The organism is Acidovorax sp. 59 (assembly GCF_002754175.1).
Lineage (GTDB): Bacteria > Pseudomonadota > Gammaproteobacteria > Burkholderiales > Burkholderiaceae_C > Acidovorax > Acidovorax delafieldii.
Map to the genome: position 1 here is coordinate 4,978,210 of NZ_PEET01000001.1, position 21,315 is coordinate 4,999,524.

23 protein-coding genes are annotated in these 21,315 nt (G+C 68.0%); 8 read left to right on the forward strand and 15 right to left on the reverse strand.

Going from position 1 to position 21,315, the window contains the following annotated elements:
* Positions 1 to 5 precede the first annotated feature (5 nt).
* Positions 6 to 485, reverse strand: a complete 480-nt coding sequence (locus tag CLU87_RS22770; protein ID WP_158236094.1) for a glutaredoxin family protein — start codon at positions 483 to 485, stop codon at positions 6 to 8.
* 238 nt (positions 486 to 723) lie between these two features.
* On the opposite strand from CLU87_RS22770, the gene CLU87_RS22775 reads away from it, so the two are divergent.
* The 4 genes from CLU87_RS22775 to CLU87_RS22790 are packed head-to-tail and all read left to right on the forward strand — an operon-like array spanning position 724 to position 3,278.
* On the forward strand, positions 724 to 1,206 hold the full coding sequence (locus CLU87_RS22775; RefSeq protein WP_099731911.1) for a thioesterase family protein: 483 nt from the start codon (positions 724 to 726) through the stop codon (positions 1,204 to 1,206).
* Positions 1,203 to 2,495 (forward strand): class I SAM-dependent RNA methyltransferase, encoded by a 1,293-nt coding sequence (locus CLU87_RS22780; protein ID WP_099731912.1) that lies wholly within the window; start codon positions 1,203 to 1,205, stop codon positions 2,493 to 2,495. Before CLU87_RS22775 ends, CLU87_RS22780 begins: the two co-directional genes overlap by 4 nt.
* On the forward strand, positions 2,485 to 2,970 hold the full coding sequence (locus CLU87_RS22785) for a putative toxin-antitoxin system toxin component, PIN family (protein WP_099731913.1): 486 nt from the start codon (positions 2,485 to 2,487) through the stop codon (positions 2,968 to 2,970). Before CLU87_RS22780 ends, CLU87_RS22785 begins: the two co-directional genes overlap by 11 nt.
* 35 nt (positions 2,971 to 3,005) lie before the next feature.
* Complete coding sequence (locus CLU87_RS22790) at positions 3,006 to 3,278, forward strand: hypothetical protein (protein ID WP_056747795.1); 273 nt, start codon at positions 3,006 to 3,008, stop codon at positions 3,276 to 3,278.
* Positions 3,279 to 3,367: 89 nt separating this feature from the next.
* Here the strand turns inward: CLU87_RS22790 and CLU87_RS22795 are convergent, their stop codons facing one another.
* Together CLU87_RS22795 and CLU87_RS22800 are read right to left on the reverse strand one after the other, a co-directional pair.
* Positions 3,368 to 4,192, reverse strand: coding sequence for a hypothetical protein (locus CLU87_RS22795; protein WP_199170865.1), 825 nt, complete (start codon positions 4,190 to 4,192; stop codon positions 3,368 to 3,370).
* Between the two features lie 8 nt (positions 4,193 to 4,200).
* Positions 4,201 to 5,943, reverse strand: coding sequence for an FMN-binding glutamate synthase family protein (locus tag CLU87_RS22800; RefSeq protein WP_099731915.1), 1,743 nt, complete (start codon positions 5,941 to 5,943; stop codon positions 4,201 to 4,203).
* A 217-nt stretch (positions 5,944 to 6,160) separates the two neighbouring features.
* Here CLU87_RS22800 and CLU87_RS22805 point away from each other — a divergent pair, with 217 nt between their 5' ends.
* Entirely contained in the window at positions 6,161 to 7,015 is an 855-nt protein-coding gene (locus CLU87_RS22805) for a YecA family protein (protein ID WP_099731916.1), read from the forward strand.
* Positions 7,016 to 7,123: 108 nt separating this feature from the next.
* On the opposite strand, the gene CLU87_RS22810 is transcribed toward CLU87_RS22805, so the two are convergent.
* The 9 genes from CLU87_RS22810 to CLU87_RS22850 form a co-directional block, all read right to left on the reverse strand.
* Entirely contained in the window at positions 7,124 to 7,531 is a 408-nt protein-coding gene (locus CLU87_RS22810) for a GFA family protein (RefSeq protein ID WP_099731917.1), read from the reverse strand.
* 44 nt (positions 7,532 to 7,575) lie between these two features.
* Positions 7,576 to 8,064, reverse strand: a complete 489-nt coding sequence (locus CLU87_RS22815; protein ID WP_099731918.1) for a nuclear transport factor 2 family protein — start codon at positions 8,062 to 8,064, stop codon at positions 7,576 to 7,578.
* An 84-nt stretch (positions 8,065 to 8,148) separates the two neighbouring features.
* Entirely contained in the window at positions 8,149 to 10,038 is a 1,890-nt protein-coding gene (locus CLU87_RS22820; RefSeq protein ID WP_099731919.1) for a patatin-like phospholipase family protein, read from the reverse strand.
* Between the two features lie 218 nt (positions 10,039 to 10,256).
* Positions 10,257 to 11,162: an alpha/beta fold hydrolase gene (locus CLU87_RS22825; protein WP_099731920.1), complete on the reverse strand. Its 906-nt coding sequence runs from the start codon at positions 11,160 to 11,162 to the stop codon at positions 10,257 to 10,259.
* A gap of 90 nt (positions 11,163 to 11,252) precedes the next feature.
* On the reverse strand, positions 11,253 to 11,780 hold the full coding sequence (locus CLU87_RS22830) for a CinA family protein (RefSeq protein ID WP_099731921.1): 528 nt from the start codon (positions 11,778 to 11,780) through the stop codon (positions 11,253 to 11,255).
* On the reverse strand, positions 11,780 to 12,304 hold the full coding sequence (locus CLU87_RS22835; RefSeq protein ID WP_056065252.1) for a phosphatidylglycerophosphatase A: 525 nt from the start codon (positions 12,302 to 12,304) through the stop codon (positions 11,780 to 11,782). The genes CLU87_RS22830 and CLU87_RS22835 overlap by 1 nt, the downstream gene beginning before the upstream one ends.
* 18 nt (positions 12,305 to 12,322) lie before the next feature.
* Positions 12,323 to 12,802 (reverse strand): universal stress protein, encoded by a 480-nt coding sequence (locus tag CLU87_RS22840; RefSeq protein WP_056747817.1) that lies wholly within the window; start codon positions 12,800 to 12,802, stop codon positions 12,323 to 12,325.
* A gap of 110 nt (positions 12,803 to 12,912) precedes the next feature.
* Positions 12,913 to 14,589 carry a DUF4139 domain-containing protein gene (locus tag CLU87_RS22845; RefSeq protein WP_099731922.1) on the reverse strand — a complete coding sequence of 559 codons (1,677 nt, stop codon included), beginning with the start codon at positions 14,587 to 14,589 and terminating at the stop codon, positions 12,913 to 12,915.
* Between the two features lie 68 nt (positions 14,590 to 14,657).
* Positions 14,658 to 15,542, reverse strand: a complete 885-nt coding sequence (locus CLU87_RS22850) for a LysR family transcriptional regulator (protein ID WP_099731923.1) — start codon at positions 15,540 to 15,542, stop codon at positions 14,658 to 14,660.
* Between the two features lie 142 nt (positions 15,543 to 15,684).
* Between CLU87_RS22850 and CLU87_RS22855 the strand changes: the two genes are divergently transcribed.
* From CLU87_RS22855 to CLU87_RS22865, 3 genes are all read left to right on the forward strand, one after another.
* Positions 15,685 to 16,725: an NAD-dependent epimerase/dehydratase family protein gene (locus CLU87_RS22855; RefSeq protein WP_099731924.1), complete on the forward strand. Its 1,041-nt coding sequence runs from the start codon at positions 15,685 to 15,687 to the stop codon at positions 16,723 to 16,725.
* Between the two features lie 33 nt (positions 16,726 to 16,758).
* Positions 16,759 to 17,940 carry a twin-arginine translocation pathway signal protein gene (locus CLU87_RS22860; protein ID WP_099731925.1) on the forward strand — a complete coding sequence of 394 codons (1,182 nt, stop codon included), beginning with the start codon at positions 16,759 to 16,761 and terminating at the stop codon, positions 17,938 to 17,940.
* 153 nt (positions 17,941 to 18,093) lie between these two features.
* Positions 18,094 to 19,410, forward strand: a complete 1,317-nt coding sequence (locus CLU87_RS22865; protein WP_233193845.1) for a ferric reductase-like transmembrane domain-containing protein — start codon at positions 18,094 to 18,096, stop codon at positions 19,408 to 19,410.
* Between the two features lie 23 nt (positions 19,411 to 19,433).
* Here CLU87_RS22865 and CLU87_RS22870 read toward each other — a convergent pair whose 3' ends face one another.
* The 3 genes from CLU87_RS22870 to thiL form a co-directional block, all read right to left on the reverse strand.
* Positions 19,434 to 19,985 (reverse strand): RNA polymerase sigma factor, encoded by a 552-nt coding sequence (locus CLU87_RS22870; RefSeq protein WP_056065265.1) that lies wholly within the window; start codon positions 19,983 to 19,985, stop codon positions 19,434 to 19,436.
* A gap of 6 nt (positions 19,986 to 19,991) precedes the next feature.
* Positions 19,992 to 20,195 carry a DUF2892 domain-containing protein gene (locus CLU87_RS22875; protein WP_099731927.1) on the reverse strand — a complete coding sequence of 68 codons (204 nt, stop codon included), beginning with the start codon at positions 20,193 to 20,195 and terminating at the stop codon, positions 19,992 to 19,994.
* 120 nt (positions 20,196 to 20,315) lie between these two features.
* The gene (gene thiL, locus CLU87_RS22880; RefSeq protein ID WP_099731928.1) at positions 20,316 to 21,290 is read right to left on the reverse strand and encodes a thiamine-phosphate kinase; all 975 of its coding nucleotides are present in this window, start codon (positions 21,288 to 21,290) and stop codon (positions 20,316 to 20,318) included.
* Between the last annotated feature and the right edge of the window lie 25 nt (positions 21,291 to 21,315).

Consider the following 21,315-nt stretch of genomic DNA (forward strand, 5'->3'; position numbering starts at 1 on the left):
CCGGGCTATTTGCGCGCCATGAATACCGCGTCATATGCTTGTGGCGTGAATCCTGCGATCTTCTGGCCGTTGGTCAGCAAGACCGGTACGCCTCTGGCCCCCAGCTGACTGAACGCCGCCTTGCCAGAAGGCGTGTCGATATCCAGCTCCCGATAGGCGATGCCCTTGCTCGCCAGATAGGCCTTGGCCGCCTTGCAGTAGCCGCACCAGGTGGCCATGTACAGCACCACATCGCCCCGAGGAGCCGCAATCTGTGGAGTGTCCGGAGTGGCTGTTTTGGGGGCGGGGCCCGCCCCCGGTACCACGCTGACCGGCAGGTTTTCCAGCTTCATCGTTTTCTCTACGGCACCGGTCGTGGGAGGCTTGTCGCTGTAAACCACCCTGCCGTCCGTACCCACTGATTTGTAGAGCGTCTGGGCGTTGGCTGCCAACGGCACCACGGCCAGCGCCAGGGTGGTCAACAGGGTCCGAACAAAAGGGCGCATGAAGGGGCTCCGGTAAAATCCACTGCCCGAGAGCATACGAGACAGTGGCGCCCGGCCCACAGGACTCGTGCGCAACACTCCCCTGCAGTGGCCTGGGCACCACGCTGTAGATGGGATGGCGTCCCCCTGTGCTTCCCATCTGGCGCCTGGAAGGGCAGACCCTGTCTTTCGCGCAATGCGCTATGTCCGTCGCTGGCACCTGCCTTCGCTTCCTGTTTTGCCCTCCCACTTTCCGACCATGGCCCGCATCGTCTTCGACCTCCCACCGCACTTCGGCTTTGCCACCGAACTGCAGATCTACATCAGCCACGTGAACCAGGGCGGGCATCTGGACAACGCGCAGCTGCTCAGCCTGGTGTCCGAAGCGCGGGTGCGCTTCTTTCAGTCACTCGGCTACCCCGAGGCCGATGTGGGCGGTCTGTCCATCGTGGTCGGCGACATCGTGGCGCAGTACAAGTCCGAAGGTTTTCACGGCGAAACCATGCGGGTGGAGATGGCGCCGGCGGATTTCAACCGCTATGGGTTTGACCTGGTCTTTTGCATGACCGAGAAGACCTCAGGCCGCGAGGTGGCGCGCGGCAAGATCGGCATCGTCTTCATCGGCAAGGCCAGCCGCAAGGTTGCTCCCATCCCAGACTCCATCCGTCAGCTGCTGCTGGCCCGCGCAGGCACGCCGGATTCCCATGCATTGTCCGAGCGCGTATCCTCCCCATCGACATGAACCAACTCCAACTTTTTCTCCCTTGCGCTGCGGGCGTCGAGGGCTTTCTGGCTGACGAGGTGCATGGCATCACCGGCCTCACGGGGCAAGACCTGCTGGTGGGCCGGGGCGGTGTGCTCTTGCGCGCCTCGTGGCGCCAGGCCATGCAGCTCAACCTGCACAGCCGCCTGGCCCAGCGCGTTCTGGTGCAACTGGCGCACCGCCCCTACCGGTCTGAGAACGACCTCTATGCCATGGCCAGCGAGGTGGCCTGGGAGATCTGGTTCACCACGCGCCAGACCTTCAAGGTCGAGGTGACGGCCCAGCACAGCCCGCTGCAGAGCCTGAACTTCGCGGGCCTCAAGGTCAAGGACGCGGTGGCCGACCGCTTCCGCCACAAGAGCGGCGTACGCCCCGATGTGAACACCCAGTGGCCCGATGTGCGCATCCACCTGCACCTGACCACCGACGAGGCCACGATCTACATCGACACCTCGGGCGAGCCGCTGTTCAAGCGCGGCTGGCGCGAGGACAAGGGCGACGCGCCGCTCAAGGAGACCTTGGCCGCCGCCATGATTGCCGCCAGCGGCTGGGACCCGCACGGCGACAACCCCCAGCCCCTGTATGACCCCTGCTGCGGCAGCGGCACCATCGTGGTCGAGGCTGCGCAGATCGCCTGCCGCATCCCGGCGGGCATGCTGCGTCGCTTTGCGTTTGAAAAGCTGCTGCCCTTCCAGGCGCACGTTTGGTCTGCTATCAAAAACGAAGCTGAAGGCGCAATATGTACTAGCGCTGTGCCCCTGTTTGGCAGTGATGTGGCCTTCCGCATGGTCGATTTTGCGCAGCGCAACGCCGAGCGCGCAGGCGTGGCCCAGGCCGTGCAGTTGCGCGGCGGCGACGCCCTGCAGCGCATGCCACCCTGCGAGCAACCCGGTGTGATGCTGCTCAACCCACCCTACGGCGAGCGCATTGCCGCCGCAGGCAGCGCGGGCCGCAACGCCAGCGAGCGCGCGGCCGACCGCGCCCAGGGCATGGCCGTGGGCCGCGAAGAGGCGCAGACCGAAGACGGCGGCGAATTCTTCAGCCAGCTCGCCACGCACTGGAAGAAGAACTACAGCGGCTGGACGGCCTGGATGCTGACGCCCGACCTGAAACTGCCCGGCAAGATGCGCCTGAAGGAATCGCGCCGCGTACCGATGTGGAACGGCCCCATCGAATGCCGCATGTTCCGCTTCGACATGATCAAGGGCGCCGTGCGCGACCGGGCTGCCAAGCCTACCCCCGACGGCGGCCCGCGCCATGAAGGTTGAACTGCGCCTTCCCGCCGAGGCATTGGCGAACGAGCCCGCACGCCCCGTGGTGGTGGACACCAATGTGGCGCTCGACCTGCTGATCTTCAGCGACCCGCGCACCGCCCCCCTGCGCACGCTGCTGGCCCAAGGGCGCCTGGCCTGGATCGCCACCCACGTCATGCGCGATGAGCTGGAGCGCGTGCTGGCCTACCCGCACATCGTTGAGCGCATGAACTACTACCGCGTGAGTGCCGCCAAGGTGCTGACGGCGTTTGATGCGCAGTCGCGGCGGGTGGACATCGCACCCAAGGTGACTTACGTGTGCAAGGACGCGGACGACCAGAAGTTCATCGACCTGGCGGCGGCGCACCGGGCAATTTTGCTGAGCAAGGACAAGGCGGTGATCTGCATGCGCAAGCGGTTGGTGAACCTGGGGGCGGATGTGGCGACTGCGCTGGTGCTGGAAGAGGCGCCCGCCACGGCGGCGGCCTGATCACGCATTGATTAGTTTCTGCTGCAAGGATCGGTATGGGACCGTTGGGTTTTCTTGTCCTCTCGGGCTTCTTCGCCTACCTCGCTTTTGATGCGTTTCAGTTCAACCGGACATCCGGTCACAAAGTCTGGGCCGTGCCGCCCTCTTCCGGTCGGGCGGTTGGTGTGGATCCTTTGTCGCGCGCCGAGCAGGAGGGCGCGCAATCGAACGAAATCACTGCAGTGGGGGGCATTCCCGGCCTCTACTGGATTTTTGTGATGCTGTCGGTGGGCTGCTTGGGGGTTGCTGCCTGGCTGTGGCTAGCGTAGGTTGGGGTAGCGCGGTCTAACCCGACGTTTTCTTCCACGGGCATGGCCTGTCGGGTTACGCCAGCGGCTAACCCGACCTACTGGTTGATCTAGCCTTGAGCCAAGAGGTCATACGCCGCCCGCACCCGCTGCAAATCCCGCCCCAGTTTGCGATTGGTGGGCAGATTCCGCATCCACCCCATCCGCCGGACACTGGTGGCCAGCACCGCCCGCATCTCCTCGCTCCCCTGCGCCACCCACGCCGCCCAGCGCTCGCGCCCCTCGGTCAGCGTGCCGCTGGCATGTAGGTAAATCGCGGTGGAATGCGCGTAACACAGCGCATCGCGCACATGGCACACCGCCAGCGGCAGCACGGCGGCGGGGTCGTCCTCAAAATCGATGCAGGCCACCTCGCCATCGGGGCAGCGCACCAGATTGCGCGCAAACGCCTGGCTCAGGCAGGTGCCCTGGTGGTGCACCTGGGTCAGGGTGCCCAACCCCTGCTGCCACAGCGCCAGCACAGCGGCCGTGTCGCCCGCCTGCACGGCGTGGTCGATCTCGTTGCCCAGCGAATGGGTTTCCTCACCCACGTTGCCCAGGTGGCGCATGGCAAAACCATTCGGCAACGCGGCCAGCACTACGGGCACGCGGATGCCGCGTGCTGCCAGGTCGCGCAGGCGCTGCACTTCGGTGGCAATGGCCGTGGGGCCGCCGGGGTTGGGCACGGGGCGCAGGGCATCCAGCCGCAGCAGGGCGGCCAGCAAGGCCATGGCGCGGTAGCGGCCTGTTCCGTGGGGGGCTCCCGCGCGCTTGATCCAGATCTGTTCGTTGCCCAGCACATGGGCCATCACGTTGTGCGGCTGGGTGGCGAGTTGTTGCTGCAAAAAGGCGGCGTAGTCCGGGGCGGTGGTGTGGGTGGGGGCGGATGCGTCCATCGTCAGATTCATACAGCAGCGTCCCCCGCCACCGCCGCTGCGGTGCCCACGGCTGCGGCGTGCACCAGCTCGACATGGTGGGGGATGGAGGGTTCCAGCGCAGGCTCGCTGGCCTGAAAACTGTGCGCGCTGGCCAGCGGCCAGTACAGGCGGAACACGTTGTGCTGCGCGTCGAGCGGGCCGAGCAGCGCGCCCGGTTGCATGCGCGTGATCAGGTTGGACAGCAGGCGCACCTCGGTGTCGCTGATGCGGCGCACGATGTGGTGGGCCGTGATGTCCTTGGGGTGGCGCAGCCCGGCGGCCTGCACCAGTTCCTGCAGCGCGTGCAGCGTGCTGCGGTGGAACTGCGCCACGCGCGTGGCCTTGTCGGGCACCACCAGGGCCTGCTGGCGCAGCGGGTCTTGGGTGGTCACGCCCGTGGGGCAGTGGCCGGTGTGGCAGTTTTGCGCCTGGATGCAGCCCAGCGCCATCATGAAGCCACGCCCCGCGTTGCACCAGTCGGCGCCCAGCGCCATCATGCGAGCGATGTCGAAGGCGCTGATGACCTTGCCCGCGCAGCCAATGCGCACGTGGTCGCGTAGGTTCACGCCCACCAGCGTGTTGTGCACCAGCAGCAGGCCCTCTTGCAGCGGGGCGCCCACGTGGTCGCTGAACTCCACGGGCGCCGCCCCCGTGCCGCCCTCGGCGCCATCGACCACGATGAAGTCGGGCGTGATGCCCGTGACCAGCATGGCCTTGACGATGGCAAACCACTCCCAAGGGTGGCCCAGGCAGAACTTGAAGCCCGTGGGCTTGCCGCCCGAAAGCGTGCGCAGTTTGGCGATGAACTGCATCATCTCGACCGGCGTGCGGAAGGCGCTGTGGCTGGCGGGCGAGATGCAGGCTTCGCCCTCCTTCACCCCGCGTGCGGCGGCGATCTCGGCCGTCACCTTGGCGCCGGGCAGCACGCCGCCGTGGCCGGGCTTGGCGCCCTGGCTCAGCTTCAGCTCGATCATCTTGACCTGCGGGTCGGTGGCATTGGCCGCAAAACGCTCTTCGCTAAAGGTGCCATCGTGGTTGCGGCAGCCAAAGTAGCCTGAGCCAATCTCCCAGATCAGGTCCCCGCCATGCACGCGGTGGTGCTGGCTGATGCTGCCCTCGCCCGTGTCGTGCGCAAAGCCACCTTTTTTGGCGCCCTGGTTGAGCGCCAGGATGGCGTTGGCCGACAGTGCGCCAAAGCTCATGGCCGAGATGTTGAACACGCTCGCGTGGTAGGGCTGGGTGCAAGGCGATACCGATGGCGACGGCGCATCGGGGCTACCCCCGATCCACACACGGAAGTCGTGCGACGGCAGCTGCGTGGGCGCGAGCGAGTGGTTCACCCATTCATACCCATGCGCGCCCACGTCCAGGTGCGTGCCGAAGGGGCGGTTGTCCGGGTCGCCCTTGGCGCGCTGGTACACCAGCGAGCGCTGGGCGCGCGAGAACGGCGCGGCCTCGCTATCGCTTTCGATGAAATACTGGCGCACCTCGGGCCGCACATATTCGAGCATGAAGCGGATGTGCCCGATGACCGGGTAGTTGCGCAAAATGGCGTGGCGCGACTGCTGCAGGTCGTACACGCCCACTGCGACCAGGGCAGCAAACACCAGCACCACGGGCAACCCTACGTGAAAAGCCACCAGCGCAAACAGCGACAGCAGCAGCCCGAAAACGCACAGCGCAAAGGCCGTGTAGCGCACCGGGTACAGGGAGTTCAGTTGGTGGAGCATGGGGGTCCTGGTTCTGGTGGCGGTGCGAGAGGGGGCTACACTGACCGCCTTTTTATCGGGTTGCCATGTTGCGCAAGGCGCTTTTGAGGCCCGGCACCACCCCGGGTCGCCGTACCTCCGCCGCTACACCAGCGCCACGGCACAAGGCCTGCGCATCATAAAAGTAAAACATTGTTTTGCCGCCCCCGCTTTCTCCCTTGACGACCGGAGTCCTCCCATGACCGAACCTGCATCGCCCACCCCCGCCACTGACGATCTCGACCCCACCACCGCCCCGGCCGCTGCGCTGGGCCCGGATGAGCTGGAGGAGATGGACAACATCCTCGACGACCTGCGCGCGCGCGGCGAGGAAATCCCGCAGTGGGAGTTCTGCGACGGCTTCATGACCGCGCTGATCTGCAGCCGCCGCCCCATCGGCCCGGCCGAATACCTGCCCATGCTGCTGGGCGACGGCGCCGAGCTGGATGTGGCCGAAGGCGACCCGCTGCCGCAGTTGCCCGCGTTTGCCGATGCCGCCCAGCAAGCCCGCTTTATGGACCTGTGGATGCGCCGCTGGAACGAGATCGTGGCCCAGCTCGACACCGACGTGAAGACGCTGGACGACGACCGCACCTTCCAGCCCGAAGCCATGGACATGCGCGGCGCCGTGGCCAGCCTGACCGACGAGCAGCGTGCCGAGATGGGCGACGACCAGGAGATCCCGTCCTTCGGCCAGGTCTGGGCGCTGGGCTTCATGTTTGCGGTGGAGAACTGGCCCGAAGACTGGGCCGCCCCGCGCGACAAGGAAGCTGCCAAGTGGCTGGACGATGCGCTGGAGCGCATCGTGGCCCTGACCGAAGACGACACCGGTAAGCCCGAGGTCTGCATGTACGACGAAGACGGCCCGCCCAGCACCAGCCAGGCGCGCGTGGAAGCCTTCGGCGAAGCCATCTGGGCCGTGTACGACCTGCGCCAGCTGTGGAAGAGCATGGGCCCTCGCGTGGAGACGGTACGCAAGGCGCCCGAGCCGGGGCGCAATGACCCTTGCCACTGCGGCAGCGGCAAGAAGTACAAGAAGTGCCACGGCGCGTAAGCGCAACCTCTGGCACTACTTTTTTGTTATCTGGTCGTGCTTGCAGAAAAAGCGCGAAAGGCTGATAGCCCCGCAGCTTTTGCTGCAAGCCCCTGCGACCGTGGGGCGCTACGGCTGTCCGTCGAACGCGTCGATGTCTTTTGGCAAGGTGACCCACGCTAGGCGGCGCCGCGTCCAGATCTGGCGCTGCGGCGTGCCCAGCTCGTGCCTTTGCGTGATGGTTCCGAGCCGCAGGGAATAGGTCTGCGGATTGTCGGCCGCGCAGGCATACAGCGAGCTTCCGCAGACGTCGCAGAAGGCCAGCACACGCCGGTTGCCGCTGGCCGCTGTCTTGATGTACGTGCGGGGTGTGCCGCGGGTGAGCCGAAAGCCTGCCGCCGGGGCCTGGATGTTGGCACGGAAGGCGGAGCCGGAATGCGCTTGGCAGTCCGTGCAATGGCACACCGTAGCAGTGCCGGGCTCCGCCTGCGCTTCGTAGGCGATTGCGCCGCAATAGCATTGGCCTTGCACCTGCATGGCGTTTCCTTGTCCGTGGGTGGTGTCCGCCAGCCGGTGCGGGTTCAACCCTGCGCCAGAAACTTCTTCAAATTCCCCGCTGCCGTACTCCGCACCTTGCGCTTGAGCGAAGGCGACCAGCCCAGCAGCAGGCCCGGTGCGCCCAGTGCCTGCCGCGCCCAGCGCCAGAAGTTGAAGCGGTCACGGTGAGTGGCAATCAGCCCGTCGGGCGTGAAGGTGAAGGTGCCGTCGATGATGTTGTGCACCTTGCGCCCGGTGGCGCTGAAGAGGTAGTGCGCCTCCCAGTGCGCCTTGCCGCCCTGCGCATCGGCGTCGATGCCGCTGAACTCCAGCTTCCAGTGCTCGGCGGCGCCGGGCTTTTTCGTCGCAGTGCACAGCATGCGCCACATGCCTGCCACCTGCTCGCGGCTTTTCAGGGAAAAGGCCTCGTCGTCAAACGTGGCGTCGGGGGCATAGCAGGCGGCCATGGTGGCGTGGTCCAGTTGGGCAAACGCGGTGTAGAAGCGTTGCAGGGTCTGGGCGTTGGGGTGCATGGGTTCTCCTCCTCAAGGGCGCCCATGCTACACCGGGGCCGTCGCGCTGCCTGCCCCCTGCGGGACCGGCGCGGCGATGTGCTTTCAGCTGGTGCGCAGCCCGCCGATGCGCCGCCGCTGAGTGTCATCCAATGCGTCCAGCACCTGGATGCCGTGCGCATACCCCTGCTGCACGATCTGCTCGAACCGGTTCCATTGCAGCATGCCGACGCGGTCCATGGGGGGGTTGAAGTACAGGTCGGTGAGCTGCTGCGACTGGCGCTGCCGCGACATGCTGTACAGGATGGTGACCTGCATGAGGTAGCTGGCCAGCGAGGGCAGCTTGTAGCGGCGCTGCGCGCGCGGCCGCAGCTTGTCGCGCAGCAGGGCCCAGCTGCTGGGGATGTCGTCCAGCTCGATGCGGCGGGGCTTGCGGAAGTTCAGGTCCACACCAATCACCGTGCCCACGCCGCGCATGCTGCTGCGCATCACATCCACTGGGAAGTTGTTGAACGTGCCACCATCGCACAGCAGGTCGCCCTCGTGCACCACGGGTGGCAGCGCGCCGGGGATGGAGATGCTGGCCAGCAGCGACTTCACCAGGCTGCCACGGCGCACCACCTGTTCGCTGGCGCGCGAGTAGTTGGTGGCCACGCAGTAGTAGTTCTTCCACAGGTCTTCCACCTGGGCCGGGAAGCCCACCAGCCGGCCCACGGCGTCATGCAGGATGTGGCGCAGTCGGCGGCCCTTGATAAGCGACATCAGCGGCAGCAGGTTGAAGTCTCCCGTGGGGTTGGTGCGAAACGCCTCTCGGGCGTTGGCCATCACCGTCGCCAGCGGCCGGTCGGATGCCACATACGCGGCCATGACCGATCCAATGCTGGTGCCGCCCACGCAGTCGATCTCCACGCCTTCTTCCTGCAAGGCGCGGTAGATGCCCAGGTGCGCAAAGCCGCGTGCGCCGCCGCCCGCCAGCACCAGGCCCACGGCCGTGCGGCTCTGGATGCGGGCCAGGCGCGCCATGTCGCGGTCGAGGGTGGGGCGCACATGCACGTGGTCGGCCACGGGGCGGCGGTCCAGCCATTGCTGGGTGCCACGTGGGCACTGCGTGCCTTCCGGGTGCAGCAGCACCAGGATCTCGGCGGCCTCGGCCAGGGGCGCGCGGCGCAGCAGGCAGTTTTCTTCAATCGGGTGGATGGCGGGCTCGGCCTGCGCGTCGGCCAGCAGCAGCAACTCGTCGCAGTGGCGGCTCACGCGGCGCGTCCAGGGGGTGGGCTCGGGGTCGGCCAGCAGCAGCACAAAGTCGTTGCGGGCCTCGATATCGTCGAGCAGCATGGCAATGCGGCGGTTGGCCGTGGCGTCGGCGCCTTCGCGCTGCGCAATGCCGGGCTCCTGCAATTCGGCGTCCACGGTGGTCGAGTCCACCACCCGTACGCGGCCTACCGTGCCGAGGTGGCGCGCCAGACGCTGGCCAAAAGCCTGCAGGTCTACGCCGCTGCTCACCGGCAGCAGGCCCATGGCCACCGGGCGCTCCTGCGCGGCCGTATGGGTGGCGGCGCCCGACTGCAGGCGCTGGATGATCTGGCGCGTGAGCGCAATCGATACCTGGGCGCTGCTGGCCAGCAGGGTCTTGAACACGTCCTTGGTCAGTCGCACCAGCACCGAGTCGCGCACGGCGACCACGGTGGCGGCGCGGGGTGCGTCGGTGAACAGGCTGATCTCGCCAATCACCTGGCCCCGGCCCATATCGGCCACACGGCGCTGCGGGCCGATGCTGCCGTCATCGCTGCGCACATAGGCACGCAGGCGGCCGCTCACGGTGAGGTACATCGACTCGCCGGGCTCGCCCTGCGCCATCAGCGTGCTGCCGCCGGGCACCTCCACCCACTCCAGCTGGGCGCGCAGCAGCTCCAGCGCCTCGGGCTCAATGCCTGGCAGAAAGCTGCGCAGATGCTCGGTGAGCAGTTGGTTCTGGGTCGCGGTAAAGGGAGGCATGGTCACGCAATCGGCAAGGCACAGTGGGGGCGCTGCGGAAGGTGATGGCTTACCAGCCACCGGTGCTGGCCATGGGTTCCGCAGCGTGCGAAGCGGCGGATTCTAGGAACGCGATGTCACCTGTGCGCACTGCACGGGGCATGGTGGCCGCGCAGCGCGTGAACAAATGCACGGCAGAGCCTTTCGATTGCCCTTTCGGGCCGTGTCGGACCTGGTCGTCAGTGCATGAAGGCGCTCAGCGCCTGGGCCGTGGCCTCGGGCAATTGTTCGGGGATGAAGTGCCCCGCCGGAACGGCCTGGCCAGTGACCACGCCCGCACACTGCGCCTGCCAGAGTGCCAGCGGATCGAACAGCCGGTGCACCACGCCGTGCGCACCCCAGATCACGAGGGTGTCGCACGCTATTTTTTCGCCGCGCGCGCGGCTGTCGCGGTCGTGGTCCAGGTCGACGCCCGCACTGGCGCGGTAGTCCTCACAGGCGGTGTGGATGGCTTCGGGTGTGCAAAAGCAGCGTTCGTAATCGGCCAGGGCCTGTGGCTCGATGTGGGCCAGGCCCGCGCTGCCCCAGCCGCCCAGCTTGGCGTGCAGGTAGGCGCGGGCGTTGCCGCCGATCATGGTCTCGGGCAGCGGCGCGGGCTGGATCAGGTGAAACCAGTGGTAATAGGCGCGCGCAAACTCCATGTCGGTGCGCGCGTACATGTCGAGCGTGGGGGCGATGTCGATCACGCACAGCTTCTTCACACGCGCGGCGTGGTCCAGCGCCAGGCGGTGGGCCACACGGCCGCCCCGGTCGTGGCCGCACAGGTAGAACGTGTCGTGGCCCAGCGTGGTCATCACCTCGGCCATGTCCTGCGCCAGGGCGCGTTTGCTGTAGTTGCTGTGGTCGGGCAGGCCGGGCGCGTGGGATGAGTCGCCATAACCGCGCAAGTCCGGCAGCACCAGACAGTAGTCGCGTGCCAATTGCTGCGCCACGCGATGCCACAGCGCATGGGTTTGCGGAAAGCCGTGCAACAGCAGCAGCGGGGGTGCGCCCACGGTGCCGCCGGTGCGCACAAAGATCTCCGCGCCCGAGGTGCTGATGCGCCGGGTGGCAAAGCCGTCAAACCAGGAGGGTTTCGTTGTCATGGCCGTATGGTGTGGCAAGGGGCGGGTGAAGCCCTGTCTTGTGGACGACAGCGGCCGCTCATGCCGGGGCCGGGGATCTTGCCAGCGAGGTCAGGCAGGCAGCAGGCTGAGCAGCCGCTTCAGGGCGTATCGCAGCGTGGCCGTGCGGACGGCGGCGCGGTCCCCGGCAAAGTGCTGCATCTCGCTGTGGGTTTCGCCGCCCACGCACCAGGCAAACCACACGGTGCCCACCGGCTTGGTCTCGGTGCCGCCTGTGGGGCCCGCGACGCCGGTCACGGCCAGGCTGACCTGCGCGCGCGAGTGGGTCAGCGCACCATCGGCCATGGCGCGTGCCACAGGCTCGCTCACCGCACCGTGCTGCTCGATCAGGCTGGGGGGCACCCCCAGCATCTCGGCCTTGGCCTCGTTGGAATAGGTCACAAAGCCGCGCTCGAACCACTGGCTCGAGCCCGACAGGTCGGTGCAGGCGGCGGCGATCATGCCGCCGGTGCAGCTTTCGGCGGTGGCCAGCATGTGGCGGCGGGCCAGCAAACGCAGCGATATTTGCGTCAAATTGGCCTCAAGCGCTTGTACTTCTTGCGCTAGCAGCTCACTTTTTGATAGTGACGTGGGTGCCATCAGAACCTCCACAGTGCGATGACCAGCAAGGTACAGAAGGCTGCCACAAAGTCGTCCCACAAGATACCCCAGCCCCCGCGCCAGCCAAAGCCCTTGAACAGGCTGTCGGCCCAGCCAACCGGGCCAGGTTTGGCAGCATCAAAAAAGCGGAACAGCCCAAACGCCACCACCTGCCCCCACAGCCCCATGGGCATGGCCAGCCACAGCACCAGCCAGAAGGCCACGACTTCGTCCCACACGATGCTGCCGGGGTCGGCCACGCGCATGTGGCGCGCTGTGGTGGTGCAGGCCCACCAGCCCACCACGGTGCTGATCACGATCAACAGGCCCATTTGCCGCGGGTTCAGCCACTGCTGCAGCACCAGGTAGGCCAGCCAGGCCCACAGCGTGCCCACGGTGCCTGGCGCCTTGGGGGCCAGGCCCGCGCCAAAGCCCAGCGCCATGAAGTGGGCGGGGTGGGACAGCATGAAGCGCACGCTGGGGCGCAGGGGGGCAAGGGGTGGCAGTGGCTCGGAAGCGGTCATGTCGCGACGGAAAATTGATCAGGCGCTGGCGGCACCGCCGTCTGCCCCGGCAGGCAGGCGCACCAGCAGTACGGGCACGGGGGCGGTGCGGGCAATCTGCTCGGCATCACTGCCCATCAGCACGCGTGCCAGGCCACGGCGCCCGTGGGTGCCCAGCACGATCAGGTCGGCGCCCCAGGCCCGCGCGTGTTCCACCACCAGGTCAGCCACCCGGGCATCCAGGTTTTCGATCAGCACCGTGTCCACCGGCACACCGCTTTGCGCCACGCGCTCTTGGGCGCGGCGCAGCAACGCCTCGCCCGCCTGGCGCAGGCGGGGCAGCACCTCCTGGCTGTAAACCTCGGGCCGCTCAAAACCGCTGATGTGGGCCAAAGGGTCCATCACGTTCAGCAGGCGAATGCGTCCACCCGTTGCCTTGGCCAGGCCCGTGGCTTCGTTCACAGCGTGGTCAGCGGTGGGGCTGCCGTCAACGGCAACAAGGAGGTGTTGGTAACTCATGGCGGCGGGCTCCTGGGGGCTTGGTGGCACCAATGTGATCGCTGGGGCGGATTGTGACCGACACGCCGTTGCGCGGGGTCTTTGGAGGGCCAGTCACCGTGTTGCCAAGGTCACTGGCGTTCGATCAGCTCCACGTCCTTGGGGTAGCGGATGGTGTGCTCGGCGCTGAACTGGGCAGTGGCCCCCGTCGCCACGGATTGCTGCCAGGATACGGTGCCGGGCGTGCGGTTCCAGGCTGTGTCCGACGGCTGGGGCTGGTAGCGCGATTCGACCTCGATCTTTTCGTTGCGCGACACTGGTGCGGCATGCAGCACCTGCAGCGTGATGGCCGTCTTGTGGCGGTTCTCCACGCTGTAGGTCCGGCGCGTCTTGCGCTCCACGCGCGAGCCGGTAAACCCGCTGCTGCCCGTCAGATCCTGCACGGGCTCGGCCCGTACGGTGACCAGCTCATCGCGGCCAAACGACAGGCTGGTGCTGCCGGCTGGGGCGCCTGCACTGGGCGCGCCAAAGTCGATGCGGCCGTTGCCCACAAAGGCGCCATCGCGGTACAGGCCTGCTGCGCCTGCCGGCCACACGCCGGGCGGCTGGGCAATGTGGGCAACCAGGTAGGCGGCTTCTTCCATGGCCGGTGCCGTGCGCGTGACCAGCGTGGCGGGGGCGCTGTGATTGCCCAGCGCCAGCGTCACGCGCTGGCCGCTGGAGGGCACGGTGATGCGCTGGGGCACGGCGAACTCGGTGGCAAACCCCTTGTCGAGGGCGCTCACGTCAAACGTGGGCATGGCTTCCTCGGCGGCATTGCGGGACCGGGACAGGGACGCAATGGCCGGTGCGGGCGCAGGCGCCATCGCCATGGCCGGCGCGGGCGAGGCCTGCGGGGGCGGTGCCACGTTCAGCCACCAGGGGCGGGGCAGTTGCCCTTGAGTGGCGCGGCCCGGCTGCCCGGTGGACAGGGTCAGCTGCACACTGCCCCAGTCTTCGCCGCTGTTCTGGGCCACCAGCGCCTGGCGTTCGATCAGCACCATGGATTTGTTCGCATCCAGCGTGGCGCGGTAGCTGGGCTGCCAGCCGGGGCCGCGCACCTGGTAGGACAGGCGCAGCTCAGCCTCGCGCTCGGTAGCCAGGTTGATGGTGACTGACACCACCCGCGCACGCTGGCTGGCCACGCGGTCGCGCTCTGCCGCGAGCGGCTTGAGGGACAGCTCCAGTGCCTCCTGCTTGCGCTGGAGCTGATGCGCGCGCGCAAAGCTGTCCTGCCCGGACTTGCGCAGGACCTCGGCAGTGGCGGTGATCTGTGCGGGCGTCGGTGTGGCAGCACGGGGGGCGGAAGTGGCAGGCGCTGCCGACTCCGGGCCCGCGCCGGTTTGCGCCACGCTGCGCAGATAGCCATCCACCAGCTGCAGGGCCGAGGACTCGGCCTTCACCCCCGCGATCTGGTCCTCCAGCTCTCGGATGCGGCCGTCCAGCGGACTGGCGCAGCCTGCCGCCACGTCGCGGTCTTCGGTGAGCACATTGAACTCGTCCACGCGCACGGCGGGGTCGGCGTTGATCTGCAGGCTTTGCACATCCAGCGACGCGGGCAGGCAGGCCAGCGTGAGGCTGCGTGCGCCAGCGGCCACCTTGGCCACGCGCTCTACCGTGGCGCTGCCGGGGTAGACGGTGACACGGGCGATGCGGGAGGTGTCTTGGGCGGCTGCAGACAGCGGGGCCAGGACGGCCAAGCCCAGTACCAGCAGTGCGGGGCGCGCTGGAAGGTGAAGGAAGGGGAATGGGGGGCTCACGGGGCGCATGGGGCTCCTTGGGCGCAATGGACAAAGGGACTGGGATGCTAGCAGCCAGGCAGCGAGCTGCCCGTGGTCTACAGCACCAAGGGCACCTCTGCCGCCAGAAAGTCATACACCGCCCGAATCTTGCGGCTGGTGCGGATCTCGCGGTGCACCGTGAGCCAGATGGGCAGATCGGGCAGGGGCAGCATGGGCAGCACGGCCACCACGTTCGGGTCGGTGCGGGCCAGGTAGTTGCCCACAAAGCCGATGCCCAGCCCCGCCCGCACAGCCTCCCAGTAGGCCATGAGGTCGTCGGTGCGGAACGCGAAGTGCCCGCGCTCCACCGGGTAGCCCATCGCGGCAAAGCCTTGCTGGATGTCTTCGTGCCGGTCGTTGCCCACCAGCTCGTGCTGCAGCAGGTCGGGCGGTTGGCGGGGTGTGCCCTTGCGGCGCAGGTAGTCGCGGTGGGCGTAGGCACCCAGCGTCACCGCGCCGATGCGCTTGGCCACCAGGCTGGCCTGGTCGGGGCGCACCATGCGCAGCGCAATGTCGGCCTCGCGGCGCAGCAGGTTGGTGACCTGGTTGCTGGCCACCAGCTCCACCTGCACTTCGGGCAGCGCCTGGCGCATACGCGCCAGCACGGGCGGCAGCAGCACGCAGGCCACGGGCTGGCTGGCGGTGATGCGCACGGTGCCGGTCACGCCTTCCTCCGCGCCCGACACGCTGCGTGCGAGCTGGTGGGCGCCCATCTCCATGGCGCGGGCCGATTCGGCCAGCCGCAGCGCCGTGGCCGTGGGCAGCAGGCCGCGCCCGGTGCGCTCGAACAGCACGACGCCCAGCTGCGATTCCAGCTCGGCAATGTGGCGGCCGATGGTGGGCTGGCTGGCGTTGAGTGCGCGTGCGGCGCCCAGCAGGCTGCCCTGGTCGAGCGCGGCCAGGAAGGACTGCACGAGGCTCCAGTCAAAGGTCTGGTTCATGGCAATAGCGTGCCCGCAATCGGGCGGCAGTGGGGTGGTTGGTGGTATTCATATTTGCATTGCTGGTATGAATGCTTAGCCAATTGTGTAACGGTGCCTGCGTTTCCACAATCGCTCCATCCCTTGTGAATGGAGCCCTGGCATGACCCCTCAACCCTTCTCCCCCACCGCTGGCGAGCAGCCGCCCACCGTGCTGATCCTGGGCGCCCGGGGCCGCCTGGGCCTGGCCGCCGCCCGTGCGTTTGCCCAGGCGGGCTGGCAGGTGCTGGCCCAGGTGCGGCCCGGTGCGCAGCATGCCACCTTGCCTGCCATCGCTGGGGTGTGGTGGATGCCCGTGCCGGTCGATGACACCGCCGCACTGGCCGCCCAGGCGCAGGGTGCGCAGGTGGTGGTGCATGCGCTGAACCCCGCCTACACCCACAAGGCCTGGCGCGAAGAAGCCCCCGCATTGATGGAAGCGGCCATTGCCGTCACCCGCCAGCTGTGCGCCACGCTGATGCTGCCGGGCAACGTCTACAACTTTGGCGAAGCCATGCCACCTGTACTGCACGAAGACACGCACCAGGCCGCCAAGGGCTTCAAGGGCCGCATGCGGGTGCAGCTGGAGCAGCGCCTGCAGGCCGCCACGCAGGGGGGCGAGATGCGCGCCGTGGTGCTGCGCGCCGGGGACTTCTTTGGCAGCGGCACGGGCAGCTGGATCGACCAGGCCATCGCCAAGGACCTACCCCGGGGCCGCATCACCTGGCCCGGCCCGCTGGACGTGGCCACGCCCTGGGCGTACCTGCCCGACCTGGCCCGCACGCTGGTGCGCGTGGCGCAGGAGCGGCACCGGCTGGCCGCCTTCGAGTGCCTGCATTTCGCTGGGCACCACGTTACCGCGCAGCAGTGGCTGCACAGCTTCACGGCCATTGCAGCAGAGCAGGGCTGGTTGCCCGATGCGGGCGCGCTGCGGGTGGACCAGTTGCCGTGGCCGCTGCTGCGCGTGATGGGGCTGGTGGCCCCCACGTTCGCTGCGCTGGCGGACATGCGCTATCTGTGGCGCACGCCCCACCGTCTGGACAACACCCGCCTGCGCGCGCTCATCGGCGACGAGCCCCACACCCCCTTCGATCAGGCCGTGCGCCAGGCGCTGGTCGATTTGGGGCTGGTGTCCATCCGTTCAATCCGCGCCGCGCTGGCCTGACCGCATCACCTTTTGAACCATCGGAGCATTCTCATGAACCGTCGCAACTTCATCCGTTTGGCAGGGGGTGGCACCATCGCCGCCGCTACTGCGGGCACGCTGGTCGCCTGTGGTGCCGTGGGCTCGCACTATCCCGCCGAGGCGGTGGAGGCCTGGAAAGGTCCGGTGGGCGAGACCGACCTGCGCCGCCGCGCCGTGGCCTACGCCATCACCGCGCCCAACCCGCACAACCTGCAGCCCTGGCTGGTGGATCTGCGCGAAGAGGGCGTGATCACCCTGCGCACCGACCGCGAGCGGGTGCTGCCCCACACCGATCCCCTGGGGCGGCAGATCCTGATCGGCCATGGCGCCTTCCTGGAGCTGCTGGTGATGGCGCTGGCCCAGCAGGGCGTGGCCAGTGAAGTGTTGCTGTGGCCGCAGGGCGAGTTGCCCATGGCCCTGAAGGACTGGGACAGCCGCCCCGTGGCGCGCATCACGCTCCAACCCGGCGGCGCGCCCGATCCGCTGTTCGCCCAGGTGCTGCTGCGCCGCACGCCCAAGACAGATTTCGACACCACCCGCCCCGTGGCGCCCGAGTTGCTGGCCCAGTTGCTGGGCAGTGCCCAGGCCGGTGCCCCGCTGGGCGTCGGCGGCACGGTCAGCGCCGGCCAGCTGCCCGCCCTGCGCACGCTGTGCTGGGAGTCCGCCCGGGTTGAGCTGCTCACGCCGCGCACCATGATGGAAAGCATCCACCTCACGCGTGTCGGGCCGGGGGAAATCCTGCAGCACCGCGACGGCATCTCGCTCAACTCGCCGTTTGTGCGCGCGGTGTCGGCGCTGGGCATGTTCGACCGCTCGGCGCCACCCGTCGAAGGCAGCGCAGCCTACAAAAGCGCCATGGGCCGCTTTGAAGGGCACAGCCGCACGGCCATGGGTTTTGTGTGGATCACCGGCCCCAACACGCGCAGCGACCAGGTCCACACCGGCCGCCTCTATGTACGCCAGCAGCTGCAGGCCACGGCGCTCGGTGTGGGCATGCACCCGATGAGCCAGGCCGTGCAGGAGTTTGCCGAGATGGCCCTGCACTTCGAGCGTGTGCACCAGCTGGTGCTGGGGCTGCCCGCGCCGCGCACGCCGCAGGACGCCACCGTGCAGATGTTCTGCCGCATCGGCTACCCCGAAGGCGAGGTGCCTGCCACACCCCGCAGGCCCCTCGCGCGTTTTGTGCGGACTTGACCCAGAGGAGGGCAGCCCCCGCGCAGATTGCTGATGCAGATCAACCCTCGGCCACCAGCCACCACGCTTTGCCGCCTCTTCACACTCCGTTCAGGTGGCGTTCATCGCGGGTTTCTACAGTTGCTGCATTGCAATAAATAGTTGGGACTGGTGATGTGGAAGAAGGTCTTGGGGGGCTCTCTGGCGCTGGCATTCACAGCGTGGCTGCTGGCACTGTGGGTGCCCCAACCTGCGCCGGCCGCATGGGGCGATGTCTGGTGGTGGCGCAACCAGCTGATCCTGCTCACCGGCGTGGCGGCCTGGGCGCTGATGTCGCTGATCATGGTGCTGGCCGTGCGGCCCGCGTGGCTGGAAAAACCGCTCGGTGGCCTGGACAAGAGCTACCGCCTGCACAAGTGGGCGGGCATTGGCGCGATTGTGCTGGGGTTGGTGCACTACGGGCTGCAGCTCTCGCGCAGCCTCCTGGCCGACTGGGTGGGTCGCCCGGTGCGCACGCCGCGCGCTGACTGGTGGCTCAACACCTTCCGCCACCTGGCCGAGGAGATGGGAGAGTGGGCCGTGTGGTTCCTGGCGGCCATGCTGGTCATCACGCTGTGGCAGCGGTTCCCGTACCACGTGTGGCGTTACCTCCACAAGCTGCTGGCCGTGGTGTACCTGGTGTTGGCCTTCCATGCCGTGGTGCTCACGCCGCCTGCTTGGTGGCAACAGCCGGCAGGTGTTCTGGTGGGCCTGTGCACGCTGGTGGGGGCGCTGTGCGCCGTGCGCTCGCTGGCCGGGGCCATCGGGCGCCGCCGCCGCCATGCAGCCCGTGTGGTGAGCGTGTCGCCCCAAGGGGCTGGGGTGCTGGAAGTGACCTGCCAGGTCAGCCCCGCCAGTGGCTGGAAGCATGCGGCCGGTCAGTTTGCATTTGTCACCTTTGGCCGTGCCGAAGGGGCGCACCCCTTCACCCTGCTCAACGCCGACCAGGGTGATGGCGTGCTGCGGTTTGCGATCAAGGCGCTGGGCGACCACACGAGCCAGTTGCCCCTGCATGTCCGTCCCGGGCAGCAGGTGAGCATCGAGGGGCCGTACGGCTGCTTTGACTTTCGCAGCGGCAGCGCCACCGAGCAGGTGTGGGTCGCCGCAGGCATTGGCGCCACGCCGTTCATGGCCTGGCTGGAGTCGATGCAGTCCACGCCCGCGCTGGCGCCCCGGGTGCACCTGCACTACTGTGTGCGCCATGCGGGTGAGGCGGTGTTTGCCGAGCGCATGGCTGCACTGTGTGCCCGCTTGCCCAGCGTGACGCTGGAGATTCACTACAGTGACAACGCTGGGCCCGTGACACCCGCAGCGTTGCTCGCGGGCACCAGCCCGGCGGCGAGTGTGTGGTTCTGCGGACCGCAGGGTTTTGCCGAGGCGGTGCGCCAGGGCATGGAGCAGCTGGGGCGCTCGCTTGCGCGCTTTCACCAGGAGCTGTTCCAGATGCGCTGAGGCGGGTTCTCCGCGCTGCAGCGCTACGTGGTGCCGGTGCGGTCCGTGGGTGCCAGGTACTCCCGCACCAGGGCCCGCGCGCGGTGCAGGCGGCTTTTGGCCGCCTCGCGCGTCACACCCAGCCGCTGCGCCATCTCCTCGATGGTCAGCTCCTCGAAGTCGCGCATCAGCAGGGCCTCGCGGTACAGGGGCGGCAGCGAGTCGATGGCCAGGGCCAGGTCATGGCGCAGTTCGTGGTCGGGGCGGTGCGACCAGGCGAGGTTGTCTTCCACCTGTGCCAGCGGCTCGCCCTTGAGCCAGGCCAGCATGGGCTGCATGCACAGCCGCTGCACGATGCGCACCACCCACCCGCCGAACGCCGCCACCTCGCGCAGCGCGCCCACGCGGCGGTACACGATGATGAGCGCCTCCTGCACGACGTCGTCCGTCGCCGTGGTGGCGGCGCAGTGGCGCAGCGCATAGCGGCGGATGTCGGGACGGGTGAGGCGCAGCAGCTGCTCCATGGCCGCTGCGTCACCGCTGCGTGCGGCGGGCAGAAGCTGGGCCACGGTGGGGGCTGGGTGGGTGGTGGCCATGGGCGGTCACTCGACAGGCTTGCGGCCCACCATGGCACAGGCGGGGCAGTAGCCAAAGGCACCGCTCAGGATGCTGCCAACGCCCGAGGCTGCCAGCGCCAGGCCCAGGGGCGATGCGGACGTCCACCACAGGCCTGCAGCGATGAGGGCGACGCCCCCTGCAACGCGCAGCAGGATTTCGGGGCGGGTGATGTTCTTGCGGTACAGCATGGTGAAAAACTCCTTGGTGGGGAAATGAAGGCGCCGGCACAGGGCACCTTCCCTACCAAGAGCGGCTGGTTGCGCAAAAGGATTCATGGGTTGCAAAAAATTTTTGCCTGCCACCGCCCGTCACCGGAAATGGTCGAACGAGGCGTAACGGTTCTCCACCGCCTGCCCCTGCGCGTCCACCAGCCAAAGGCCTGGCTCAGCCAGCACGGTGCCGATGCGGGTGACGGGCGTGCCGCTTGCCTGCGCCGAGGCGGCCACCGCGTCACGCCGCGCGCGCGGGGCGGTGAAGGCCAGCTCGTAGTCGTCGCCGCCCGCCAAGGTGCATTGGTGGACCAGTTCAAGGTCCAATGGGCTGGTTGCGCTAGTCGAATATGTCTTTGCTGCTATCAAATGTATAGTTTTTGAGGTGTCGATACAGGCCCCTGCCCCCGAGGCTTGGAGGATGTGCGACAGGTCGCCCAGCAGTCCGTCGCTCACATCCATGGCGCTGGTGGCCACGCCGCGCAAGGCCAGGCCCAGGGCCACGCGCGGGGTGGGGCGCTCCAGCCGCTGGCGGGCGCGGGCCAGCGCCTCGGCGGGCAGGGCGATGTGGCCGAGCAGAGCCTCCAGCGCCAGCCTGGCGTCGCCCAGCGTGCCACTCACATAGATGTCGTCGCCGGGCTGTGCGCGGCTGCGCAGCAGGGCCTGGCCGGTGGGTACCTCGCCAAACACGGTGATGCAGATGTTGAGCGGGCCCTGCGTGGTGTCGCCGCCCACCAGCTCGCAGCCGTGGGCATCGGCCAGCGCCAGCAGCCCGCGCGAGAAGCCCGCCAGCCAGGCCTCATCGACCCGGGGCAGCGACAGGGCCAGCGTGAACGCGAGCGGCTTGGCACCACACGCCGCCAGGTCGGACAGGTTCACGGCCAGCGCCTTGTGGCCCAGGGCTTCGGGGTCGACGTCGGGAAAGAAGTGGCGGCCCTCCACCAGCATGTCGCTGCTGATGGCCAGCTGCATGCCGGGGCGCGGTGCCAGCAAGGCACAGTCGTCGCCCACGCCCAGCACGGCGTTGCGAACGGGGCGCGTGAAGTAGCGCGCAATCAAGTCAAATTCACCCATGCCCCGATTGTGAGTGGGATAAGAG

Excerpts from the sequence above, each read along its gene's own strand:
- CLU87_RS22845 (WP_099731922.1), bottom strand. The coding sequence starts at position 14,589 with ATGCGCCCCGTGAGCCCCCCATTCCCCTTCCTTCACCTTCCAGCGCGC.
- CLU87_RS22790 (WP_056747795.1), top strand. The coding sequence starts at position 3,006 with ATGGGACCGTTGGGTTTTCTTGTCCTCTCGGGCTTCTTCGCCTACCTC.
- CLU87_RS22805 (WP_099731916.1), top strand. The coding sequence starts at position 6,161 with ATGACCGAACCTGCATCGCCCACCCCCGCCACTGACGATCTCGACCCC.
- CLU87_RS22840 (WP_056747817.1), bottom strand. The coding sequence starts at position 12,802 with ATGAGTTACCAACACCTCCTTGTTGCCGTTGACGGCAGCCCCACCGCT.
- CLU87_RS22820 (WP_099731919.1), bottom strand. The coding sequence starts at position 10,038 with ATGCCTCCCTTTACCGCGACCCAGAACCAACTGCTCACCGAGCATCTG.
- CLU87_RS22855 (WP_099731924.1), top strand. The coding sequence starts at position 15,685 with ATGACCCCTCAACCCTTCTCCCCCACCGCTGGCGAGCAGCCGCCCACC.
- CLU87_RS22835 (WP_056065252.1), bottom strand. The coding sequence starts at position 12,304 with ATGACCGCTTCCGAGCCACTGCCACCCCTTGCCCCCCTGCGCCCCAGC.
- CLU87_RS22850 (WP_099731923.1), bottom strand. The coding sequence starts at position 15,542 with ATGAACCAGACCTTTGACTGGAGCCTCGTGCAGTCCTTCCTGGCCGCG.
- CLU87_RS22795 (WP_199170865.1), bottom strand. The coding sequence starts at position 4,192 with ATGGACGCATCCGCCCCCACCCACACCACCGCCCCGGACTACGCCGCC.
- CLU87_RS22875 (WP_099731927.1), bottom strand. The coding sequence starts at position 20,195 with ATGCTGTACCGCAAGAACATCACCCGCCCCGAAATCCTGCTGCGCGTT.
- CLU87_RS22865 (WP_233193845.1), top strand. The coding sequence starts at position 18,094 with ATGTGGAAGAAGGTCTTGGGGGGCTCTCTGGCGCTGGCATTCACAGCG.
- CLU87_RS22800 (WP_099731915.1), bottom strand. The coding sequence starts at position 5,943 with ATGCTCCACCAACTGAACTCCCTGTACCCGGTGCGCTACACGGCCTTT.
- thiL (WP_099731928.1), bottom strand. The coding sequence starts at position 21,290 with ATGGGTGAATTTGACTTGATTGCGCGCTACTTCACGCGCCCCGTTCGC.
- CLU87_RS22870 (WP_056065265.1), bottom strand. The coding sequence starts at position 19,985 with ATGGCCACCACCCACCCAGCCCCCACCGTGGCCCAGCTTCTGCCCGCC.
- CLU87_RS22810 (WP_099731917.1), bottom strand. The coding sequence starts at position 7,531 with ATGCAGGTGCAAGGCCAATGCTATTGCGGCGCAATCGCCTACGAAGCG.
- CLU87_RS22770 (WP_158236094.1), bottom strand. The coding sequence starts at position 485 with ATGCGCCCTTTTGTTCGGACCCTGTTGACCACCCTGGCGCTGGCCGTG.
- CLU87_RS22780 (WP_099731912.1), top strand. The coding sequence starts at position 1,203 with ATGAACCAACTCCAACTTTTTCTCCCTTGCGCTGCGGGCGTCGAGGGC.
- CLU87_RS22860 (WP_099731925.1), top strand. The coding sequence starts at position 16,759 with ATGAACCGTCGCAACTTCATCCGTTTGGCAGGGGGTGGCACCATCGCC.
- CLU87_RS22785 (WP_099731913.1), top strand. The coding sequence starts at position 2,485 with ATGAAGGTTGAACTGCGCCTTCCCGCCGAGGCATTGGCGAACGAGCCC.
- CLU87_RS22830 (WP_099731921.1), bottom strand. The coding sequence starts at position 11,780 with ATGGCACCCACGTCACTATCAAAAAGTGAGCTGCTAGCGCAAGAAGTA.
- CLU87_RS22775 (WP_099731911.1), top strand. The coding sequence starts at position 724 with ATGGCCCGCATCGTCTTCGACCTCCCACCGCACTTCGGCTTTGCCACC.
- CLU87_RS22815 (WP_099731918.1), bottom strand. The coding sequence starts at position 8,064 with ATGCACCCCAACGCCCAGACCCTGCAACGCTTCTACACCGCGTTTGCC.
- CLU87_RS22825 (WP_099731920.1), bottom strand. The coding sequence starts at position 11,162 with ATGACAACGAAACCCTCCTGGTTTGACGGCTTTGCCACCCGGCGCATC.